This is a genomic window from Cyclobacterium jeungdonense (assembly GCF_010994275.1).
In the GTDB taxonomy this organism is placed as follows: domain Bacteria; phylum Bacteroidota; class Bacteroidia; order Cytophagales; family Cyclobacteriaceae; genus Cyclobacterium; species Cyclobacterium jeungdonense.
In genome coordinates, this window is the sequence record NZ_WMCD01000009.1 from 103,999 (window position 1) to 126,831 (window position 22,833).

Genomic DNA, 22,833 nt, shown 5'->3' on the forward strand with positions numbered 1-22,833 from the left:
TGATCAAACCGTTAAAAAGAAGATATGGCTATCCTGGGTACATTGCTAAAAAGGGGTATTAGATTGAGAGAGTCCCTGGAACAGGAGTATAGCTCTCCCCGGGAACTTCAAAAGCAGGAGTTGAAAAAGCTGATGATTAAGGCCAGAAATACCGAATTTGGGAAGAAATATCAGTTCGATGCCCTTCTCAAAGAATTCAAAAAAGGAAATGAAGATTTTTACACCGCATTTTCTTCCAGGGTACCCATTTACGATTATGAAAAGATCTATAAGGAATGGTGGTACCGATCGAAAGAAGGAAGTAAGCACATTACCTGGCCGGGTGCGATCCGTTATTTTGCCCTGACTTCCGGTACTTCCGGAGCCTCCTCAAAATACATTCCCATTACCAAAGACATGGTAATAGCCATTCGTAAAACAGGGGTTCGACAACTTCTTACGTTGTCAAAATATGAGCTTTCAGATGATTTGTTTACCAAAGGCATATTGATGTTGGGAGGAAGTACAGATTTGGAGTTCAATGGCACTTTCTTTTCCGGTGACCTAAGCGGAATTACCACGGGAAGGTTGCCCGTTTGGTTTCAGCGTTTTTACAAGCCGGGTAAGAAGATTTCTAAAAACAAAAACTGGGGCGACAAGATTGATCAAATTGTCAAAATGGCCCCCAAGTGGGATATTGGGATAATCGTAGGGGTTCCTGCCTGGTTACAAATTCTTTTAGAAAAAATTATTGCCACCCACAAGCTGGACAGTATACATGACATTTGGCCCAACCTGCAGATTTTTGTCCACGGAGGGGTTTCATTCGAGCCCTACCGAAAGAGGTTCGAGAAATTACTGAAAAAACCCCTGATTTACTTAGAAACCTACCTTGCTTCCGAAGGGTTTTTAGCTTTCCAGACCACTCCAGGCAGGAAGTCCATGCGGCTGGTGTTGAACAATGGGATATTTTATGAATTTATTCCCTTTACTGATTCCAATTTTGGTGCAAATGGGGAAGTCCACCCCAATGCGATAGCCTTAAAAATCGATCAAATACAAGAAGGAGTCGATTATGCCTTGCTTATCAGTACCTGCGCAGGTGCCTGGCGGTATTTGATAGGAGATGTGATCCGGTTTGATTCAAAAGGGGAGAGTGAAATTCGGATCACCGGGCGGACCAAACATTTTCTGAATCTCTGTGGAGAGCATTTGTCCATGGATAATATGAACCATGCCGTAGAGCTGGTTTCCGAAGAATTGAATGTGGATATCTGCGAGTTTACCGTGTTGGGCCTTCCCGCCGAATCGTTATTTATGCACCATTGGTTTGTGGGTATCGATGAGGAGGTAGATGAAACGGAACTGATGGAAAAAATTGATGAAAAATTGAAAGTCCTCAATGATGACTATGCGGTAGAAAGACAACATGCACTTAAAAAAGTGACGGTAACCAAATTGCCTTCCACTCTATTTTACGACTGGCTCAAGTCTCAGGGAAAAGAAGGGGGACAAAATAAGTTTCCACGGGTTTTAAAAGGAGAGAAGGCCGATATGTGGCTGGCGTTTCTTCGGGAAAATGGTATTCCCCAGACGTAACAGGCATTGGCTATTGGCTTTCAGCGCTCGTTCGTTTGTCGTTAAATTGAGGAAAGACTTTTCAATTTGGTTTCCCAGCCAGTTCTTAAATTCCGCCGTTTTCTCGGAGCTGCTGATGCATTCTTTGCTACAAACTGGATGCAAGTCCAGTTTAATCCGGCTGCAGGAATAGGAGTGCATCTAACGGATGGCATCCACCTGTACCATAAAACTTCGTTTTACCCGAAAAAATTGCTCCGGGTCTACCCCTTCCTGCAACTGGTCCAGCGTCTCGTCCAGCACGTATTTACTGCCCGATTTTTCTACCATATACACGGCCTTATTCTCTGCAAAAAAACAGGCCACTTCCGGAATAGGAATTGATTTGATGGTGGCACCATAGGACACCAGGGAGCGCTTTCGGTAGGGAGCTTCCCTTTTCCGGATTTCCTGTAGCAACGCATCCAACTGACTATGTTTTTTTCCAGATGCCTGAATCGATTTTAACTTTTGTAAGCTTCCTGCCAATGCTTCTGAACTTATGGGCTTTAGCAAGTTGGCAATGCCGTTTACCTGAAACGCTTTTAGTGCATACTCATCCTATGCCGTTGTGAAGATCACAGGACAGGTAACATGAACCTGATCAAAAATTTCAAATCCTGAACCATCCGCCAGGTGAATATCCAGAAAATAAATGGGTAGTGGCTGTAATTGGCTGTGCAGTTCATAGCCCAGACTAAAGGTATTCCTGTTGTTTTGTTCAAAGGAGAGACCGATTCCGGAGTTCTACCTGTTGGGCGACCTCCGGTAGTACCCATGGCCCCAAAATGGTTTGGATTAGGAATGGCGACACCTTCCAATCTCCACAAAACGCCAGTGGGAGAATTGCCCCGAATGATGATGTCGTTCCGGGAATCATTAGCTCCACTTACCCCGGCAAAGTTCTGCGCCATACGGGCAGGGTCATTTCTGCTACCTGCAAAACAACCCTTCGTTTTCGATTGGTGAAAATCAATCTGGACAGAACCGCTTAAGTTGGCGATGAATGCGTAAATTAATCGGATGAATTTCTGATCGCTACTAGTAAACGTTAAAAGGTTTTTTCATTTAAAAACTCTGATTACATGATGATGCTTCTGTTTATGAACTGGTTGGCAGTTGCTGATTACGCGTTTTTGATATTTCACACCGCCTTAATTCTATTCAATTTGCTGGGGTGGATAAGTAGTTTTACGAGAAAATGGCACCTGTACACGATTTCCCTGACCCTGGCCTCCTGGTTTTTTCTTGGGATCTGGTATGGATGGGGATATTGCCCCTTTACCGACTGGCATTGGGAGATTCTTCGATTGCGCGGTGTGGGCGATTTACCAAACTCGTATATCAACTATCTTTTTAACCGGCTTTTGGGGTTACAGCCGCCCCCTAAACTCATAGAAGTTTCCACCCTGCTATTCACACTTATGGCGTTACTGCTTTCGCTGTGGGTAAATTTCCGGAAGCGATCCAAGGGAGAAAAAAAGGAATTCTAATAAAAGATAAAATTGTCTTTTATTAGAATTTTCATTACATTTGTCAAATAGGAAAACAAACGTAGGCTTAAAATCGACACACAATGGAGCAGTTAAAAGCAGAAAAAATAGGAGCAATCGTAGCCCGGGATTTCAGAACGGCAAAAATTTTTACGGAGTATGGGTTGGATTTTTGTTGCGGCGGAGGCATTAGTATTTCTGAAGCCTGTCAGAAAAAAGGTTTGAATGAGGCAGATTTGTTGCGGAAACTCGAAGGTTTGGACAGCAGTTCAAAAGATCTCCGGTTTTCCCAAATGAAACCAGTAGAACTCATCAACCATATTTTGGAAAAGCATCATCGTTTCGTGGAAGAAACGTTACCTTCCTTAACGTTATATCTTGAAAAGATAGAAAAAGTACATGGCGATCGACATCCGGAGCTGGCTAAAATTAATCAGTTATTTTCAGCAGCGGCAGCCGCCCTGACAGTGCATATGAAAAAAGAAGAACTGATCCTTTTTCCTTTTATTCAATCCATGGAAAAAGCGAAAAACGAGGGGATCGATTTACCGAAACCCCATTTTGGTCATATAGACAATCCCATTTCCATGATGGAAGATGATCACGCAGCAGAAGGCGAACGCTTTGTAGCCATTTCAACCCTCAGTCAGGGGTATACCCCACCTGCAGATGCTTGCCAAACATATAAAGTAGCATTCGCTATGCTGGATGAGTTTGAAAAGGATCTTCATGTACACATACATTTGGAAAATAACATTCTTTTTCCCGCTGCCCGTAATTTGTATAAAGAATTAATGCCCGCTGCCCAGGAGTTGAATTAAAAAGTCCAAGTAACCGACTAAAGCCCGAAATTTTCGGGCTTTTTTTATGGGCTTAAGGAATTGGACCATTTTTAAACTGGGATTTATGAAGATTTGTTTTAGCTTTAATCCTGAATGCGCTTTGCCAATTTGGGGCATGGCCGGATGCAGGAAATGTGAGGCCATTTGATTCCAACAGCCGGGCTGCCTTTGTTATTTTTACATCCATTTTCTGACTGACGAATCCATCGTATGGGGCAAAATCAAAAAATTGTGGTGGTTGGGAGTTCCAATACCGATATGATTATCCAGGTAGACCGGTTTCCGGTCCCGGGAGAGACGCTCCTGGGAAAAGATTTCAGGATTTTTCCTGGAGGAAAAGGGGCCAACCAGGCCATAGCAGCCATTAGATTAGGGGGAGATGTTGCTTTAGTTGCCAGATTGGGACGTGATTTATTTGGTGATCAAAGTTTGGAAAATTTTAAAAAAGAAGGACTGAATGTTCAGGGAGTAGTCCAGGATAAGGAGTTACCTTCCGGTGTGGCTCAAATCACAGTGGATGCTGCTGGTGAAAACACGATTCTCGTGGCAAGCGGAGCCAATAATGCCCTGAGCACAGCGCAGGTATCGGAACATGCAGGACTCTTGGAATCGGCAGATTTTATCCTGATGCAATTAGAAATTCCTCTGGAAACAGTAACTTTCATTGTTGAAAAATACGGTAGTACCGGAAAAAAATTGATTTTAAATCCGGCACCTGCTTATCACTTACCTGTGAAAATGTATGCCGATCTCCATGCCATTATTCCCAATCAGGCGGAAACCAGGTTTTTAACTGGAATTAGGGTAACGAATGAGGATACAGCGGTACATGCAGCAGCCTTTTTTCACGAAAAAGGCGTGGAAGTAGTGGTGATTACCCTGGGGGCTGCCGGGGCCTTTCTTTCCTCTCCTGATTTCACCGGAAGCCTGCCCGCTCCGGAAGTCAATGCTGTAGATAGTACCGCTGCGGGAGACACGTTCATTGGGGCAGTAACCGCCGGGCTGTGTACAGGAATGGACTGGAAGAATGCCGTTATTTTCGCTAACCGGGCAGCAGCATTGTCAGTAACCAAATTCGGGGCTCAGTCCTCAATTCCTTTTTTAGGCCAGGTGGAAAAGCATTTTTGAAGAAAGATGTTTTATTTGGATTAAACCAAGGAGTGGTTTTCAAGATGGCCAAAGTCAGGTATATAGCCAACTTTCCGGAACGGCAACACTAGCGATTCCTAAAATTCATACTGAGCCAAAAGAAACCCAGTCCCGTCAGCCATTTTAGTAGCCAATCGCCTACAAGAGCGATCTGTCCCCCATATTAAGACATGTGAATAGAATTTAAACTGGGAGGGTATCATGATTACTTTTGAACCCAAAAAAGGCAATAATCTACCTTTCGCCGTTATATCGGACAGCCTAAAGCACAGCTAGCCCTAGACAATCAAACCTTGGAAGATTTAACACAATTTTTCAGGTAAGTAGCGGTAGCAAGTGCCCTTATGCGGTTAAAATTTGAAGGCAGGCTTCACGACACTCAGTACATGCTTTCGCGCAGGCCTGGCAATGATCGTGATTGTGTTGTTCGCATTCCTCAGCACAGCTTCCGCACACCCGCGCACAAAATTGCAGTAATTCGTCAATGGGCCCGTAAGACATGGAAAGAACTTTGGCTGTAGCCGAACAAATTTCAGCGCATACCCTGTCGGTGCGGATACAAGTTACCATACGGTCTACATGATCCTCCCCCAAGCAGGCATCGGCACAATGATTACAGGCTGCTGCGCAGGCATTTAGCGTTTGAATGATCGATTCGTTTTTCATCTGTTTATAATTGTTTCTCAGCGGTCACATGGAATCTCGCATGGTTGATAATCATCCCTCCGTGGGTCGCTTGCGTCATGCTCGATTTCATCTTTTCAATTTTTGAATACCATCCTGAAAAGAACAAATAACATGCCTGGAAATGCAATCGCTTTGAAAATCAATCACTTTCCATACGTTTCATAGGCTAGTTTTCCGATTTCGGCGATGATTTTCTCTGCCTCCGAAATGTCATCGAAGTTTTCTACAAAAACAGAAAGGATCAATGGCCGCCTCCCAAAAATGATCCCGGCATCCCCTCTAACATAATCCAGCGTTCCGGTTTTATGCGCCACCTCCAGCTTTGTAGGCAAAAAAGCGGTGAGGGTTTCGTTATCTTCGCAGGATTTCAGGATGACAAGGGCTTCTGCGATGGAGTTAGCCGGAAGCTTGTCTTTTTGAACAAGCATCAGTAGGATTCGGTTGATTTCCGTGGGGCTGGTATAGTTTTGATGCCCTCTTTCTATGGCATCAAAATCCATCATTTTGCGGTTCAATTGGGTATCCGTAAAGCCACGAATCGAAAGCCAATCCTGAATACGATTCATACCCAATTGTTCTATCAGAATATTGGTGGCACTGTTGTCACTGATGCGGATCATTTCCCTGGCTAGAAACCGAAAGGTAAGCTCTGTCCCATCCGGCACAAACTGCAATTCCCCGGCACCACCTACCTTATCCTGACTTTTTAACACATGGACACTATCCAATGCCAGTTCTCCTTTATCTACTGCTTCCAGCAAAGTAAGGAGTATGGGTATTTTAATTATACTAGCCGAAGGGACTTTCTTATTAGGCTGCCTTTGGGCCAGTAGTTTGCCGGTTTCATCCTGAATCAAATAGGAAATAGCACATTCAGGGTCAATGGTTTCTAAGTAATTCAATAGAGGGTTTTGGCCTTTTGCAGGTGAACTGCATAAGGATATTGCAAGGATGGAAACTGATACGCAGAGCAGAAAATTTGGCATATGTTTCATAGGATTATCATTGTTTTTTGGTGGCCATAAGCCTGCCTAACGGCCAGTGCTTTATAATCATCTCTACGAGTGACGTTCTCGTTGTGCTCGATTTCATAGTTATTTTTAGCCTATAAGTCTATGTAATCTAATTCAGTCTATCTACTGGTTTAGCCAACGTATGCCCTAAATAGGTTTTCAAATGTTTCTTCCAGGTTGTGAGAAAGGCCGGGATGTGGTCGGGAGGTTTGAATAATGGAACTTCTGACTGCTGTTAGCCAGCGAAAACGGGATGCAATACTTTGAGAGGCGATAGGGCTGAGTCCTTTTTTACCCTGGCACACGTGAATAAACGCGTCCAGGTGATCTCGGATCGTCTCCGGATCGGCTTCGGGATCCAGCGCTTTCAGTTTTGATTCGTTAAGGATGGTGGCACATTTTAAAAATTGTTGCTGTATGGAGCACAGGATTACACCAACATTGATAAATTCCTCCTTCTCTACCCGGGGAACTACCCGGACGATCGCAAATTCATACAAGTGCTTTTCTGGCATCTTGGGCTTGGTTTACAAAGGTTTTAGAATGCTTAAGTCGGAGCAATAGAAAATCCAGATAGACTTGTTTCCATATTTCTACAGTGCCTGGTTCACCCATGGCTTCCAGCCACTCTTCCGGCAGCGAGTTAACGATTCGCCAAAGTGATTCCGGTGAAAGGATCTGTTTGAAAGTTGAATCCACTTCTTCCAGCTTTTCTGCACCTGGCAATAATACATGGTCTTTGATTGAAGGGAAAGGACCTTTGGCATGCTTTTCCCAATTGTCCCAAGTGTGGTGAAAGATAAACGATGCTCCATGATCAATTAGCCACAGTTCGCGGTGCCACATCAGCATGTTGGTATTGCGGAACGAGCGGTCTACATTCGTGATGTAAGCATCCAGCCAAACGATGGCGGAGGCCAGTTCTGTAGAAACTGATACTGCCGCCGGATCAAAATTGACTGCGGCGGATAAAAAGTGGAGCCCCAGGTTCAGACCCTGGCTACTTTTTAACAAATCCTGAATTTCTTCATCTCCTTCCGTCTGACCAAAGGCAGGGTCTAGCCTGGCAAGGACCAATTCCGGTACTTTAAATCCCAGCAAACGGGCAATTTCGCCTCCCAGCAATTCTGCTAATAGGGCCTTTTCACGCTGCCCGGCACCCCGAAATTTCACCACATAAGTAAACCCATCATCTGCCAGGGCTAAGGCGGGTAATGAGCCACCTTCTCGCAGAGGCATTTTGTATTGCATGATATTAACCAACCGGAGGTCTAACTTATTCATTGCCCTTTGCCACAGGCCGGTTATTTCGGGACCATTCACTCCAGGAACCAACGTATAATTTGGGGATTTCAAGCCCTGCATGAGCCAGAGCAAGTAGTGTATGGCAGGCTGTTACTCCCGAACCACAGTGAACAAGGGTGTTTTCCGCCGGACCTGCGGCCAGCACCTCCGAATAGTTCTTTTTCAATGTTTCTGCTGGTAAAAAATAACCTTTTGAATCCAGGTTTTCTCCAAAAGGCACGTTGATCGCTCCGGGTATATGCCCTGCAATCAGGTCAATGGGTTCCGTTTCGCCCAAATAACGGGCCGACTCTCGGACATCTATTACCCTGTAGGCAGGGTCATTAACTTTTTTGGCAACCTCGTCCAAATCTGCCAAAGGTAATTGCCATTCACTTGCGGGGTAGGGAACCGTTGGAGAGTTTGATTCCTCGCCAGAACCCATGGGATAGCCTGCAGCTTCGGCGGCCTGCATTCCGCCATCCAATACCTGAACGTTTTGATGGCCCATTGCTCTTAGCATCCACCAAAGCCGTGCTGCCGACATGGCCCCCTGTTTGTCGTCGTAAATAACCACCCGGCTTTCCGGGCTGATTCCTAATTTGCCAAGGGTCTTACCAAATTCAGCAGGATCAGGCAGGGGATGCCTGCCTCCTTCGGCCGGATCTTCCTTAATAGAAGACAAATCACGATTTAAATCTACAAAGAGGGCTCCCAAAAGGTGCTTTTGCAGGTATTTTTCTTTGCCAAAACCAGCATCAATTACCACAAGGGATGGCTGATCTAGTAGTTCCAGCAAAGTACTAGCGGGTATTAACGGTGTCAATTCGGAATTCATGTTTTAGGTCGTTTGATGGTTGTTAATGAATCGTTGACCAAAGATAAAAGCTAAAGCATATAAACTCGGATTTGAACCGTCAATTTAACTAAAAAAGAAAACATGATTTTGTCACATTTCCGGGTGGTTATTTAGGGAATCCTTGGCTTTTTTAAGGCTGTATAGGTACCCCAGTAAGGTAGGTGTGACCAAAGCGAAAACAATCAAATTTCCCACTCCCTTTGCTTTTTTCATGGATAGGGTTGCCAGGATGATGGACATAGGAATGCCATATTTTAATCCGAAGTCCAGGTATTTTTGATAGGTATTCATTTGCATGTCGTTTTTTTCGAATTATTACTGCAAGATTGATGCCGAACGAGTTCGGAATCAGGTTAATATGCAATTCGTAATTGCTCTCCGGGATCATCCGGACGAATCAAATTGGAAAGACTGATACCCAACAGGCGAACCGGCCCGGCCAGATACTCTTGGCGGGCGAGTCCTACCGCCAGTCCGTCCATTTGATCCAAAGGAATTGCTTCTGCAAAAGTCCTGCTTCGCGTATGTACAGAAAAGTCATCGTATTTGATTTTTAAGGTAAGCGTCCTTCCTTTTGTCTGGTTTTGGTGGATCCTTCGGAAAAATTCAGGTAGGATTTTTTCCGTTAAGGTAGCCACCACTTCTTCTAGTGTAAGCAGGTCTTTTTCAAAGGTAGTTTCTACACCTAAGGATTTCCGGATTCGGTCGGGCTTTACTTCACTGGGATGAATTCCCCTGACAATATCGTAGTAATGCAGACCCGATTTGCCAAACCTTCGGGTAAGGAATTCCAACGAGTATTGCTTGAGGTCCAGTCCGCAATGAATACCCAGGTTCTTCATTTTTTCTGCTGTCACTTTTCCGATACCAAAGAATTTTTCTATCGGAAGATTTTCTAAAAAAGCCTCCGCCTTTTCAGGGGGGATTACTGCCTGCCCATTGGGTTTATTGAGATCTGAAGCAACCTTGGCCAGAAATTTATTATAGGAGATCCCAGCAGATGCCGTGAGTCCAGTTTCGAAATAGATTCTATGCCGTATTGCTTTCGCTATCAAGGTAGCTGATGGGAGGCCGAAATGGTTATGGGTAACATCCAAAAAGGCCTCATCCAGAGAGAGGGGTTCGACCAGATCTGTGAATTCTAAAAAAATTTTTCGGATACAACGAGAAATTTCCTTGTACCTTTCAAATCGCGGCGGAACAAATATAAGGTTGGGACATTTTTTTGCCGCCAGCCTCGAGGGCATGGCCGATCTAACACCAAATTTCCTGGCTTCGTAACTGGCCGCTGCTACCACCCCTCTTTCCCTATTGCCTCCTACAGCAAGCGGTTTACCTCGAAAATCTGGCCGATCTAATTGCTCTACCGAGGCGAAAAACGCATCCATATCCACGTGTATGATCTTCCGGTAGGCGGCCATGGTTCCTAATCAGACGGTCCCCTGAGCGTTCATTGATTTTGCAACTTTTTCGAAAGCACCGATATTGGCGGCATTCAGGTAATCCTGTTCGTGGAGGTCGTGTCTGGCTATCGTTTCCAGGCATTTATCATGAATGTCTTTCATGATGGTTCGGAGTTGTATTTCCAGATCATTTTTGGTCCAGTACCTGCCCATCCTGTTTTGGCTCATCTCTAATCCCGATACAGCAACCCCCCCTGCATTGGAAGCTTTTCCTGGTCCGTAAAGAACTTTTGATTCTTGCAGGTAATTGATTGCTTTTGGAGTACAGGGCATGTTGGCTCCCTCTGCCAATAAAATGAGCCCGTTTTTACGGAGCGTTTTGGCATCAGCCTCTTCAAGCTCGTTCTGTGTCGCGCAGGGGAAAGCACAATCAGCCGGAATGGACCAAAGGTTTTTGTCCCCATTGGAAGTAAAACTGGCAGACGGATACGCTTCGGCAAAACCCGAAATACTTTTTTTCTGACCGTTTTTGAGCGCCTTTAAATAGGCTAACTTGTCTTCATTCATTCCTTCAGGATCATGAATAAAGCCCGTAGAATCTGAAAATGCCACAACTTTAGCCCCTTCCTGGAGTAGTTTTTCTATGGCAAACTGAGAAACATTCCCAGCCCCCGAAACGAGACAAACTTTCCCCTCTAAATAATCATCTGCCTCAGTCAACATAAAATGAGCAAAATGAATCAAACCGTATCCGGTAGCTTCCGGGCGCAGATAGGACCCCCCCCAATCCAGGCCTTTACCTGTTAATACTCCCTGGAATTCATTTTGGATCTTTTTATACGTTCCAAAAAGATAACCGATTTCCCTTTCGCCCACACCGATATCTCCCGCAGGGACATCGGTAAAATGACCAATGTGTCGGTATCCTTCCATCATCCACGCCTGACAGAATCGCATTACTTCTCCGTCTGATTTACCTTTTGGATCAAAGTCAGCGCCTCCTTTTCCAGCTCCAAGAGGAAGCCCTGTTAGTGCATTTTTAAACACCTGCTCAAACGCCAGAAATTTCAAAATACTTTGATTCACACTGGGATGAAAGCGAAGTCCCCCTTTGTAAGGGCCCAATGCGCTACTCATTTGCACCCGATATCCTTTGTTAACCTGTACTTTTCCCTGATCATCGGTCCAGCAAACACGAAATGATATAATCCGTTCCGGTTCGCAAATTCGCTCAAATAATCGGGCATCAACATAGTTTTTATGGTCTCTCAGTACAGGTTGAATGCTCTCAAAAACTTCCTCTACGGCCTGATGAAATTCGAGTTCATGGGGGTTTTTGTCGATGATACTTTTAAGAATTTGGTTCCGTGTTGCCATTTATTATAAAATTGGGTTCGATTGATACAATTTTTTTAAGGTCTGAATGATAGGCGCAGCCTTTAACTGACATTCCTGGTATTCATCGGTAGCATTGGCATCCAGGGTAATGGCACTTCCGACGCCGAAATAAAAGGAATTTTTTGTTTGATTGATGACCAAACTTCGGATCACGACACAAAAATCAAAGTCACCTGAGCTGTTAATATACCCCAATGTGCCGGAAAACCAGGATCTTTTAAAGGATTCATAAGTCTCAATTAATTCCATGCACTTTATTTTTGGGGCACCGGTCATGCTGCCCATGGGAAATGTTTTGGAAATGATCTCCTCAAAGGTAACCCCGTTTTTTAACCGACAGCTAATACTTGAAATCATTTGAGTAATTCTTTGGAAAGAATAAATCCCAAACAACTCGGTTACTTTTACAGATCCTATTTCTGCCACACGGGATAAGTCATTGCGCATTAAATCCACAATCATCAGGTTTTCAGCTTTTTCCTTTTCACTTTCGGCTAGTGATTTCACAAGAAGCGCATCGGCCTCTGGATTCGATCCTCTTTTTACGCTGCCTTTTATAGGTTGAGACAACAAATTTTGTGCGTTTTTCTTGAGAAATCTTTCGGGAGAGGCACAACAAAGGAAGAGATCTTTTGCTTTAAAAAAAGCACTAAAAGGCATGGGGGATTGCGAGCACAATTCCAGAAACACCCTCTCCGGTTCGTTTGCGGGTAGGGTGCCGTGATAATCCATACAGAAATTCAATTCGTAAATAGTTCCTTCCAAAATATGTTTGCGAATTTGGGAAAAGATTTTGCTGTAGGCCTGCTGGTCATGAGAAACCTGCATTGTGAGCCCTTTCCCGAATTGCTGTGCAGATACTACTGTTGATTGAATGGATTCTACAATCTTATCTGGCCTAATAGCCGTGATTTGAACAAGGTCCTCTGCAAGTTGGATGACCACCTCGGGACTAAAAAACACACTATCCGGGCAATCAAACCAGGTTCTGTTGTGACTGGATAATTTTTCGTACTTATTTTTCTGATCGTACCCAATAATACCAATTTTGGGTTTGTCTTCAGGTAATTCGCTCATTTTTTCTAAAGGCTCCGCCCTGTTCCCCGCATAAAATACGTGTTCAAATCCGCCTTGAGGATAAGGGATATCATTCGAATGGAAATATCCAAAATAATTGAATTGTTGCCTGCCCCAAACCAGCATTTGCTCAATCCAGTTTGGGCGAAGGGGAATAATGATAGTAGATTCAATATCAGGCATGGCTGCAAAATTAGCAAAATGACAATAAAAAAAGGGGACGAACAGTCCCCTTCTTCTAAATCTTTTTTTTAATGATTCGCAATTAATTCGCTTTCACATCAAAATTTACACTAACGGTGTTGTATATAAACTGATCTTTGGCTTTATCCACTGCGGAAGCTTCGTCGCCATAAGACAAGCCCCAATCTGTTCGATTGATGTTAAAGCCTGCCTGTGCTGTAATGATACCATTGTTCAAAGAAACACTTGCAGGGAACGTGATATTCTTCGTGTTTCCTCTCATGGTCAAATTCCCACTAATCCAATGAGTGGGCTTATCGGGAGCAATTTCAGAAGCACTTTGCGGCGTGTTTTCTGACTCAAATTGTTCCTGATCCTCTATTTCGTCTTCAGCGGTATAAGGAGCGATTTCTGTGATCACAAAATTGGCTTGAGGATGGTTGCCTGCATCAAAAAAATCATCGGATTGAAGGTGGTTCCAAAGCTTGCCATGATTTTCGGTACCTTCTTCCATATCATGTATTTCGAGAGCAGTGATGTCAAAGGTAAATTCTCCACCTGTGATAGCATCTCCTTCCACAGACAGTTGACCTGATGTAACTGGAATTAATCCAAAATGCTGGCCGGTTGGCTTATATCCTCTCCAGTTTACTTTACTGGCATCGGTGTCAAGACTTAACGTTTGCCCGGTTGCTTCTGCGGCATCCTGAGCCTCTGTGGCTTCTACGGTATCCGTACTTTTTCCGCATGCAAATGTCAACAGCGCTGCTGCTAACAGGAATCCTGATAGTTTTATTGATTTCATACTAATACTGGTTTAATTGAGATTGGTTTAGATCGTTTAAATGTATAGACACTTAACTGAAATTTCATAAAAAAGTTCAGCTAATTCAAAAATAAATTTCTTATTTGGGATACATTTTCCTGTTTTACTGAATTAAATTTTGAATTCATGGCATTAATAAAAAAAATCGGGGATAAGACTCCTCAGTTTGGAGTGGGTTGTTGGATGGCTGAAAATGCCACATTGATCGGAGATGTGGTTCTTGGGCGGGACTGCACGGTTTGGTTTAACGCGGTGGTGCGGGGAGACGTGCATTCGATACGTGTTGGAGACCGGACCAATATTCAGGATGGAGTAATCATTCATTGTACCTACCAACAATCGCCGGTTCTCATTGGGTCGGATGTTTCTATCGCTCACAATGCCATCGTTCATGGCTGTACCATCGAGGATCGGGTATTAGTGGGAATGGGGGCAATAATTATGGACAAGGCACGGGTAGGAGAAGGAGCGGTAATTGCTGCCGGAGCAGTGGTGCTGGAAGGTACCATAGTGGAAAAGAACAGTATCTATGCCGGTATTCCAGCCAGGAAAGTCAAAGAAACCGGACCGGAAATGCAGGCTACCATTAGCAGAATAGCTTCCAACTACCCCAAATACGCATCCTGGTACGAAAAGTAGTGTCAGATTTTTTCTTCCGGTCTGAATCGCATCCTTTCAGGGTAAGGAAAGGCATGAATCAGGTCCCCTTTGGCGAGTTGTTTTTGTATTCCCTTCCAGTAATCCGGATCAAAAAGTTGCGGATTGGATTCAATGAAAAAGTCCCTGACGTCAGCTCTGCCGATCATAAAGCGCTTAAAATCTTCCGGAAACACGTCATTTTCTCCTATTTCATACCAGGGCTCGGAGGAATAGATTTGCTCATAGGTTTCCGGTTTGGGCTTGGACCTGAAATTCATGTTTACCAGAAATTCAATTTCATCGTAGTCGTAGAAAATAACTCGGTTTTGTCGGGTGACGCCAAAATTTTTGGTCATCATGTCACCTGGAAAAATGTTTGCCTGGGCCATTTGAAGGATAGCATTAGCATAATCGTTCACCACAATTTGGGCCAGTTTCAAGCTACAGTCTTCCAGGAAAATATTCAGGGGAGTAAGGCGTCTTTCGATATACAAATGCCTGATGATTAACGTATCCCCTTCGATTTTCAAAAGCGAGTTAACCGTTTTTCTTAATTCCTGCATTAGATCCGGGTGGATGCGGTTTAGGGGAAGTTTGAAATTTTCGAATTCATGGGTATCAGCCATCCGACCTACCCGATCATGTAATCCTACGAGTTTGTATTTTTCCCGGACCTGTTGGCGGGTCATGTTTTTTGGGGGATCGAAATGATCTTTGATCAGTTTGAATACAACGTTGTAAGAAGGAAGGGTAAAGACGGTCATGACCATACCTTTTATACCCTGGGCGAGTACAAATGCGTCCTTGCTCTCACGTAGGTGTTTGGTAAAGTCGCGATAAAAGGAGGTTTTGCCGTGTTTGTTGAAGCCAATGGCATTGTATAGCTCATAGGGTCTTTTGTGTTGGATGACTGAATTGAGAAAGGCTACGGTTTGGGAGGGAGTTTGAATGGGTGCCATAAAATAGGAGCGGGTGTAGCTGAAAATGCCACTCATAATATTGGGATCGAAGATTAGGGTATCGGCAAATACCCCCTTCTCATTATGAACGAAGGGAATGATGAAAGGCATCCATTTTTCTCCCAAAAAGGTTCTGCCGATCAGGTAGGCAGCCTTGTTCCGGTAAAAAATATCCCGTAAGACCTCGGTAGTCGTATCAGCTGTAGCGGGGTACCGGCTAAAAATAACTTGTCGGACCCCCCTTTCCAAATACCCAATGTCCTCATCTAATTGATAATAGGGTGCGCCAAAGTCAAAATCATTCAATATTTTCCTAAAAATAGTCTGTATACTATCACTGGCCGGATAGGTGTGATATAGGCTTGAGTCTATCTGGGCAGGTAACTCATCAAAAGGTGCTTCCACAAACATCAGGGCTTCGTGGACGTTATTTCCAGGAAAAGTTTTCCTAAACACAGAATTGAAAAAAGTAGCTGCCAGTTCCTTATCTGTTCTGGCTTTTATTTTTTCCAGGTATATGGATTTTAGAAGTTTCCAGGAATTTACATGAGCTATCTTTTCTCCAAGCTGATTCTGGCATTGAGGTACGATTTTTCTCAGGTGATCTTTATAAAGGCGAAGCCTTTTTTTATGATTTTCCTGGAGGGCCTTCCAGTCTCTCCTGACAAAATTGGCGGGTACTTCCCGGGTTACCTGATTAAAGTCGGAAATGTATTGATCGTACCCGTTCAAAATGGTAATTGCGGTATGATGAAGGTCGTCTTTTGTCATGCGCAGTAAAGGGAAGAGAACACCTGATTTCAGGCTGGATATTAGGTTATTATTTTTACCTGTCAAAATTTAATGCCTTTGGAATTGTAGATTTATTCATTAAATTTCGATGAGTTTGTTCATTTTATATGAATAAAACCCAATAGGTTTAATAGGTTTGATAAGTGAAAAAGGCCTGAATGGTATTCAGGCTTTTTTTCAGCTACCAAGTAAGGAAACACATGTATGGAATTGAAATACCTGGTTAGCGTTCTGGAGAATATCTTGAAAGAACCTTTGCCCGGCAGAATGGGCCAACAGCCAATGGCACCTGTGCCATTGGAAGAGGATCGATTTGACAGCAGACGGATGAAAGCAGCTAGAAAAGGGGCCGTATTGATGTTAATTTGTCCGTTTGAAAACGGGATAAGGATACCTTTTATCAAAAGAGCTGTTTACGAAGGGGTGCACAGTGGTCAAATTGCTTTTCCAGGCGGTAAAATGGATCCGGGAGATAAAAATCTGGAAGAAACAGCTCTTCGGGAAACGGAGGAGGAAATTGGAGTCCCCCGTGAGAAAATACAGCTTCTAGGAGTTTTGTCTGATTTGTACATTCCTCCCAGCAATTTTTCTGTAAGGCCTTTCGTGGGGTTTACATCCCAGCCGCCGATTTTCAGACCCGACCCCAGGGAGGTAGCGCGAATGATTTCCTGTGACCTGGCCTGGCTTTTGGACGAGAATAATCAAAAGGAGAAAAAATTTCCGCTACCTTCGGGCAGAACGATTCAGGCGCCCTATTTTGACATAGATCAAGAGGTTGTTTGGGGAGCTACAGCCATGATATTAAGTGAATTTTTGACGCTTTGGAAAAACAAATCAAATGGGGGATAATGGGCTGATTCAGGATGATGCCGTCGTTTTCGGCTTATTGATGGCTGTTTTAGGACTGGTTTTCTATACCTCCGCTAGTGATCATCCTATTTTTAAAGCCATTTATCGATTTGTGCCGGTGGTATTGTTATGCTACTTTATTCCGGCATTATTCAATACATTTGGACTGGTTTCTGGTGCCGATTCCGGGTTGTATTTTGTCGCGTCAAGGTATTTATTACCCACCTCTTTGGTTTTGCTGACCCTAAGTATTGATCTAAAGAGCATCATGAAATTGGGCCCAAAAGCTTTGATTATGTTTTTGACAGGAACCTTTGGAATTATTTTAGGCGGTCCTTTTTCTTTGGTGCTGGTTTCTACCCTATTTCCGGAGGTTTTGGGAGGAGTAGGAGGGGACGAAACCTGGAGAGGATTGGCTACGATTGCTGGCAGCTGGATTGGGGGCAGTGCCAATCAAACTGCCATGCTGGAAGTGTTTGGTGCCAGTCCGATACTGTTCAGTCAAATGATAGCAGTAGATGTCATTGTTGCCAATCTTTGGATGGCTTTTCTACTTTACTGGGCTGCGAAACCATCCCTTCCTGACAAGTTGCTGAAAGCGGACACATCCGCCATCACCCAACTCAAAGAAAAGGTCGAAAACTATCAAAACAGCATCCTTAAAATTCCACGGCTTTCGGACACCATGGCCATACTGGGCTTGGGCTTTACGATAACCGGTCTTTCTCATTTCCTCGGAGGAAACCTGGCCGCTTATATTGCTGAAAATCATCCCTCTCTCAAACAGTATTCCCTTGATTCCCCTTTTTTCTGGTTGGTAATCCTGGCAACTACCGGAGGATTGATGCTGTCTTTTACACGATGGAGAAAACTCGAAGGCGTGGGGGCCTCAAGAATGGGCAGTGTCTTGTTGTACGTACTGGTAGCCACCATTGGTTTACAAATGGACCTGCGTGCCGTACTGGATAATCCGCTTTTTTTCCTCATTGGGATCATTTGGATGGCTTTCCACATTTTTTTCATGTTGCTGGTCGCATTTTTGATTCGGGCACCATTTTTCTATGTCGCTATAGGGTCTCAGGCAAATGTTGGAGGAGCAGCATCGGCTCCTATTGTTGCTTCTGCTTTCCACCCGGCACTGGCTCCGGTAGGTGTATTGCTTGCCGTATTGGGCTATGCATTGGGTACGTATGGGGCCTATATTTGTGGGCTGCTATTGCAATTTGTTTTTGGGAACTAATCATTGATAGCTTATGAAATCGAGCATGACGCAAGCGACCCACGGAGGGATGATTATAAAGCATGCGAGATTCCATATGGCCGCTAAAAAACAATTATGATCATATGAAAAAACGAAGAAAGTTTATCTTTGTCTGTTTAGGGTCGGATTGCAAGTCAAACGGCGCCAAGACTTTTGTGGAAGCCATAAAAGAAACCATCAACGAAAAACATTTCCGCGGAAAATTCAAACTGGTAAAAACAAAATGTATGGATTGTTGTAAATCAGGCCCAGTGGTGGTTGTAAACGATCACCTCGTTAAAAATGGTGACCTGAACCAATTGGTAAAAGAATTAGAAATGGAATAATTAGTTAGGTTTTCTTTTTTAATTCCGTTTAGCTGAGTGAATTTCAACAATGCCTATATTATTAGGGTAGATTTATGATGAAATTGATTTTTGTTAGTAACTTAAGGGATTGATAGTAAGAAACTGAACCCGTGGTCTATCAGATTGATTTGCCTGCGGTTAAGAATAAATTACCTAGTTTTTAAAATGGAAAAAGGATTTGAGCAAAATCTATTTCAACGCTCCAAAAATGGAAGCGAATTATTTTTGGTTTTTGATGAAAATCAACTTCTTTTAGCCGAAGGTGACTGGTCTCCTTATAAGGAGAAAGGAAGTGACTGGAAGGCCTATCTTTCGGGTTTTGATGGCTTGATCCCAGAAATTCAAACCTATTTCGAAAGTGAGCAGGCAAGGGGACTTGGGTTTGAATATTTTTTTGAGGGGGAAGAAAATAAGCCGCATTTAAAATTAAAAATTACCGGAAAACAAGCTGAAAGTTTGGGGAAAATCTGCATGCTTACTGGGCTTAGGGAAGAAAATACCCCAGACTTGATGAATGGGGTTGAAAGTGAACGATCGAACTCCACCCAAGATGCGGAACAACAGCTCCACCGAAAGGTAGAATTTGAGCGGATGATCAATTGGGTATCCACCCGGTTTTTAAATGCTTCCGATGATGAATGGGATCAGGTTTTTCTTAAGGCATTATCGATGATTGCCAACTCTCAGGGTGCCGAACGGGCTAATTTTTTTCTGGTGTATCAGGAAATAAAAGTGTTGGAATGTGTTTTTGAATGGGAAAAAGACACCGTTCATTCTTCAAAAAAAATAGAACAGTCGCTTTCCTTTTCAGGACAAGACAGTTTTATGGAAAAGTTGGCGGATTCCAGGTTTCGTTCCATAAATGATTTGCAACAGTTCCCAGACATACATCCTTTCGAGGCTATGATTGCCCAAAGGTTTGGAATTCGTGCCTTTATCCTCGTTCCCATTTTTGCAGAAAATAAGTTATTGGGCATTTACACCCTTAGCAGTTCTTCCATCCAAAAGCATTGGATTCAAAACCATCGGGATGAATACATTCTCAAGCAACTAGGAGATGTATTTGGGGCGGCGTTTATTAATCGATCTACCAAATCCAGACTTTTTAGAAAGGAAAAACTTCTTAGCTCTACGGAGATACTGGCCAAATCCGGTTCCTGGCGCTTTAATAATTCCGACCGAAAAATTTATTTTTCAAAGGGGATCAATCGGATCTTTGAAATGGATCCTGACACCGATGTCATGAGCATTCGTAATTTTTTGAACCTGATACGACTGAAAGATAAAGAAAGGGTAAAGTCAATGGTTCAAAAGGCCATTAGCCAGCGGAAATCGGTATCGGGTGAATTTATTTTTACTACAGTCACCGGTAAGGAAAAATTCATTGCCTATGGGGTTCAGGTTAATCAATTAACGCCTCAGGGGAATCTGGAAGTTTTCGGTTATTGTAATGACATCACCGAGAAAAAGACGGTAGAGCGAAAACTTCTTTTTGAATCTCAAATTCTCGCTCAGGTCAACGAACCCATATACGTTACAGATCTGAACCTGAAAGTGATTTACATGAATCAGGCAGCAATTTTTGAAGGAGAACCTCAATCCAATGGACAGGGAAAAATCAGTGATTTTTTCAAAATCACCAATCCTCCATCCAAATCCTTTCAGGGACTGGTTCGGAAAGCGGATGATTTGGGAATTTGGGTGGAAGAAGTACTGATCCTGGATAATTCTGGTCATGTTCAGCCGTATGAGGTCTCAGTCAAACCCATTAAGAACATAGAAATTGAAAAGGTAGGGTATTCGTTTCTGATCCGGAACATCACCTCCAAAATTCAACGGGAAGAAATGGCCAAAAAGGCAAAGCTAATCGTTGAAAATAGTCCTGCCATTTTATTTGAGGTGGCACCAAGTCAGGGCTTCAAACTTTCATTTATCACCGAAAACATCAACCAGTTTGGCTACCAGGCGGAGCGACTGATAGAACAAGCTGCAAGTTTGTTGGATTTAATCCATCCGGAAGACCTTGGTGTTTTTGAAAAAGAATTGATCTACCCCGAAAAAACCCAGTATAACAGAGAATACCGATTGCTTTCGGCCGATGGCTCTTACCGCTGGGTAGAAGACAAAATACGACCCGTCTTTGACCAGGATGGCAAGGTCTTGCTTTACGAAGGACTGCTGCACGATGTGACCGAAAGAAAAAATGATCGGTTGGAAATTGAAAAAATAAAGAATAGGTATCGGGTCTTGGCTTCAAATATCCCTCATACCAATGTTTTTCTCATAGACAGACATTTGAAGTACCTGGTGGCAGAAGGGTCGAATTTTAAATATTGGGGCTTTGACAAGACCTATTTCGAAGGAAGAACCATTCAGGAAGTACATACTACCACGCTGCATGAAGTAGAGCCGTTGTTTAAGGATGCTTTGGAAAAAAAGAATACCGTAAGCAAAGTAATTCCCTACATGAACCGCTATTACGAGTTGACTGCTAAACCCATTTATTACGGGGAACAACTGGAATACTATCTGGGAATCGTGCGTGATATCTCAGAGGAATACAAGGCAAAAAAAGAACTGAAAAAAAGCGAAATCAAATACCGAAATCTGGTGGAAGAGTCCACTGAGATTATTTTTTCCATTACAGCTCAAATGGAATTGAGCTACGTTTCACCTAATATCAAACAATTCCTGGGATACGAAACCTATGAGTTCACTAGTGGAGATTTTACTGATTTTCTTCATCCCGAGGATGCGCAGGTGTTTTTGGATGGGGAAAACAGTCCAATAAGCTATTTTCAGGAAAACCCTGAATTTGAATTTCGGCTACGTCATAAAAAAGGTCATTTTAGGGTCTTCAGTTCTAGCGGAAAGGTGATCAAAGACGAAAAAGGAGAGGTCCGCTATTATACCGGGATTGCAAGAGACATTACCAAGCTCAAAGAAACCCAAAAGGAACTCTACAAAGCCAAGGAAAAAGCAGAATCTGCGCTCAATGCTAAAAGTCAATTTTTGTCGGTCATGAGTCACGAGATCCGGACCCCCATGAATGCGGTAATTGGGCTTTCGCACCTGTTATTAGAAGACAATCCAAGGGAAGATCAATTGGAGAACCTCCAAACCCTGCAATTTTCCGCTGAAAATCTCCTGGGCCTGATCAATGATATTTTGGATTTCAATAAAATTGATTCAGGCAAACTAATCCTGGAGAAAGTACCTTTTGAGCCGAAAAACCTGATAAACAGGATCATCCATTCATACACGTACCAAATCCGGGACAAATCGCTGGAGATCATTTATGAGCCTGATTTTCAACTTCCCAAATTACTATTAGGTGATCCTGTCCGCATTGCACAGATACTCAATAACCTGGTTAGCAATGCGATTAAATTTACAGACAGAGGCTACATAAAAATCACCCTTGAACAGGTGAAGCAAAAAGAGAAATGGGTAACCGTTCGTTTTGCAGTAAAAGATACCGGAATAGGCATAGCCAGGAGTAAGATCAAATCCATTTTTGACGCCTTCACACAGGCTAGTTCAGATACCACCAGGAAATACGGGGGTACCGGGCTGGGGCTGGCCATCGTGAAAAAGCTTACCAAACTCTTCGGCACTGACATTCATCTGGAATCCAAATTGGGAGAGGGGTCTACGTTTTGGTTTGAGGTGGATTTCGAAATTCAGGATGAAATTCAGGAATTGAAAGCAAAGCACACAGTCAATGAAGACGGAAAGCTGGGAGAAAAGAAAATATTGGTCGCTGAGGACAATCAAGTCAACCAGGTGCTTTTAAAAAAATACCTTTCCAAATGGGGAGTGGGAGAAATCAGTTTTGCAGCAAATGGAAAAATTGCCCTGGATTATTTTTTCAAAGATGATTTTGATTTGGTGCTTCTGGATTTACAAATGCCCGAAATGGATGGATTTGAAGTAGCAAAAATAATACGCAAACTAGACCTGCTTTCCAAAAGGAATGTCCCAATTATAGCCTTAACGGCTTCTTCCCTGCTTGAAGTAAAAGACCAGTTAGAGGCGTCGGGAATGGACGATTACATATCGAAACCTTTTACACCCGAAAACCTCTACGGTAAAATCATCAAATACCTATGATATGGGAGGGGTTAAAAATGTGGGTGGTATGGTTTTTCCCCGGTTAAAGTCCTACCTTTGCAT

21 protein-coding genes and 1 pseudogene are annotated in these 22,833 nt (G+C 43.3%); 9 read left to right on the forward strand and 13 right to left on the reverse strand.

Annotated elements, in window-relative coordinates; all coding sequences use genetic code 11:
* The first annotated feature begins 24 nt into the window (after window positions 1–24).
* Window positions 25–1,578 (forward strand): GH3 family acyl-acid amido synthetase, encoded by a 1,554-nt coding sequence (locus GKS34_RS17175; protein ID WP_163386211.1) that lies wholly within the window; start codon window positions 25–27, stop codon window positions 1,576–1,578.
* A gap of 180 nt (window positions 1,579–1,758) precedes the next feature.
* Here GKS34_RS17175 and GKS34_RS17180 read toward each other — a convergent pair whose 3' ends face one another.
* Both GKS34_RS17180 and GKS34_RS17185 read right to left on the reverse strand, forming a co-directional pair.
* The gene (locus GKS34_RS17180; RefSeq protein WP_163386212.1) at window positions 1,759–2,112 is read right to left on the reverse strand and encodes a LytR/AlgR family response regulator transcription factor; all 354 of its coding nucleotides are present in this window, start codon (window positions 2,110–2,112) and stop codon (window positions 1,759–1,761) included.
* A gap of 245 nt (window positions 2,113–2,357) precedes the next feature.
* Window positions 2,358–2,540 (reverse strand): annotated as a pseudogene (locus GKS34_RS17185) (hypothetical protein); the annotation flags it as partial.
* A 141-nt stretch (window positions 2,541–2,681) separates the two neighbouring features.
* Between GKS34_RS17185 and GKS34_RS17190 the strand changes: the two are divergent.
* From GKS34_RS17190 to rbsK, 3 genes are all read left to right on the forward strand, one after another.
* A complete protein-coding gene (locus GKS34_RS17190) occupies window positions 2,682–3,089 on the forward strand; it encodes a DUF2784 domain-containing protein (protein ID WP_205602097.1) in 408 nt (135 codons plus the stop codon).
* Window positions 3,090–3,172: 83 nt separating this feature from the next.
* Window positions 3,173–3,910, forward strand: coding sequence for an iron-sulfur cluster repair di-iron protein (ric, locus tag GKS34_RS17195; RefSeq protein ID WP_163386213.1), 738 nt, complete (start codon window positions 3,173–3,175; stop codon window positions 3,908–3,910).
* Between the two features lie 231 nt (window positions 3,911–4,141).
* Complete coding sequence (gene rbsK, locus GKS34_RS17200) at window positions 4,142–5,059, forward strand: ribokinase (RefSeq protein ID WP_163386214.1); 918 nt, start codon at window positions 4,142–4,144, stop codon at window positions 5,057–5,059.
* Between the two features lie 363 nt (window positions 5,060–5,422).
* Here the strand turns inward: rbsK and GKS34_RS23855 are convergent, their stop codons facing one another.
* The 10 genes from GKS34_RS23855 to GKS34_RS17245 form a co-directional block, all read right to left on the reverse strand.
* Window positions 5,423–5,746 carry a four-helix bundle copper-binding protein gene (locus GKS34_RS23855; protein ID WP_494337704.1) on the reverse strand — a complete coding sequence of 108 codons (324 nt, stop codon included), beginning with the start codon at window positions 5,744–5,746 and terminating at the stop codon, window positions 5,423–5,425.
* A 164-nt stretch (window positions 5,747–5,910) separates the two neighbouring features.
* Entirely contained in the window at window positions 5,911–6,669 is a 759-nt protein-coding gene (locus tag GKS34_RS17205) for a serine hydrolase (RefSeq protein ID WP_163386215.1), read from the reverse strand.
* A gap of 242 nt (window positions 6,670–6,911) precedes the next feature.
* A complete protein-coding gene (locus tag GKS34_RS17210) occupies window positions 6,912–7,295 on the reverse strand; it encodes a DUF3037 domain-containing protein (protein ID WP_163386216.1) in 384 nt (127 codons plus the stop codon).
* Window positions 7,273–8,064, reverse strand: coding sequence for a HipA family kinase (locus GKS34_RS17215; protein WP_163386217.1), 792 nt, complete (start codon window positions 8,062–8,064; stop codon window positions 7,273–7,275). Before GKS34_RS17215 ends, GKS34_RS17210 begins: the two co-directional genes overlap by 23 nt.
* Window positions 8,057–8,902, reverse strand: coding sequence for a sulfurtransferase (locus GKS34_RS17220; RefSeq protein WP_163386218.1), 846 nt, complete (start codon window positions 8,900–8,902; stop codon window positions 8,057–8,059). Before GKS34_RS17220 ends, GKS34_RS17215 begins: the two co-directional genes overlap by 8 nt.
* 111 nt (window positions 8,903–9,013) lie before the next feature.
* Window positions 9,014–9,214: a hypothetical protein gene (locus GKS34_RS17225; RefSeq protein WP_163386219.1), complete on the reverse strand. Its 201-nt coding sequence runs from the start codon at window positions 9,212–9,214 to the stop codon at window positions 9,014–9,016.
* 62 nt (window positions 9,215–9,276) lie between these two features.
* Entirely contained in the window at window positions 9,277–10,344 is a 1,068-nt protein-coding gene (gene dinB, locus GKS34_RS17230; RefSeq protein WP_163386220.1) for a DNA polymerase IV, read from the reverse strand.
* A 9-nt stretch (window positions 10,345–10,353) separates the two neighbouring features.
* Complete coding sequence (gene gdhA, locus GKS34_RS17235; protein ID WP_163386221.1) at window positions 10,354–11,703, reverse strand: NADP-specific glutamate dehydrogenase; 1,350 nt, start codon at window positions 11,701–11,703, stop codon at window positions 10,354–10,356.
* A gap of 3 nt (window positions 11,704–11,706) precedes the next feature.
* Window positions 11,707–12,984, reverse strand: a complete 1,278-nt coding sequence (locus tag GKS34_RS17240) for an anthranilate synthase component I family protein (RefSeq protein ID WP_163386222.1) — start codon at window positions 12,982–12,984, stop codon at window positions 11,707–11,709.
* A gap of 82 nt (window positions 12,985–13,066) precedes the next feature.
* Window positions 13,067–13,789, reverse strand: coding sequence for a YceI family protein (locus GKS34_RS17245; RefSeq protein ID WP_163386223.1), 723 nt, complete (start codon window positions 13,787–13,789; stop codon window positions 13,067–13,069).
* Window positions 13,790–13,936: 147 nt separating this feature from the next.
* On the opposite strand from GKS34_RS17245, the gene GKS34_RS17250 reads away from it, so the two are divergent.
* Window positions 13,937–14,449, forward strand: a complete 513-nt coding sequence (locus GKS34_RS17250; RefSeq protein ID WP_163386224.1) for a gamma carbonic anhydrase family protein — start codon at window positions 13,937–13,939, stop codon at window positions 14,447–14,449.
* Between the two features lie 2 nt (window positions 14,450–14,451).
* On the opposite strand, the gene aceK is transcribed toward GKS34_RS17250, so the two are convergent.
* The gene (gene aceK / locus GKS34_RS17255) at window positions 14,452–16,179 is read right to left on the reverse strand and encodes a bifunctional isocitrate dehydrogenase kinase/phosphatase (protein WP_163386225.1); all 1,728 of its coding nucleotides are present in this window, start codon (window positions 16,177–16,179) and stop codon (window positions 14,452–14,454) included.
* Between the two features lie 225 nt (window positions 16,180–16,404).
* On the opposite strand from aceK, the gene GKS34_RS17260 reads away from it, so the two are divergent.
* The 4 genes from GKS34_RS17260 (at window position 16,405) to GKS34_RS17275 (ending at window position 22,770) form a co-directional block, all read left to right on the forward strand.
* A complete protein-coding gene (locus GKS34_RS17260; protein ID WP_163386226.1) occupies window positions 16,405–17,049 on the forward strand; it encodes an NUDIX hydrolase in 645 nt (214 codons plus the stop codon).
* Window positions 17,039–18,289 carry a DUF819 family protein gene (locus GKS34_RS17265; RefSeq protein WP_163386227.1) on the forward strand — a complete coding sequence of 417 codons (1,251 nt, stop codon included), beginning with the start codon at window positions 17,039–17,041 and terminating at the stop codon, window positions 18,287–18,289. Before GKS34_RS17260 ends, GKS34_RS17265 begins: the two co-directional genes overlap by 11 nt.
* A 104-nt stretch (window positions 18,290–18,393) precedes the next feature.
* On the forward strand, window positions 18,394–18,636 hold the full coding sequence (locus GKS34_RS17270) for a (2Fe-2S) ferredoxin domain-containing protein (protein WP_163386228.1): 243 nt from the start codon (window positions 18,394–18,396) through the stop codon (window positions 18,634–18,636).
* Window positions 18,637–18,822: 186 nt separating this feature from the next.
* Entirely contained in the window at window positions 18,823–22,770 is a 3,948-nt protein-coding gene (locus tag GKS34_RS17275) for a PAS domain S-box protein (RefSeq protein ID WP_163386229.1), read from the forward strand.
* The last annotated feature ends 63 nt before the right edge of the window (window positions 22,771–22,833 follow it).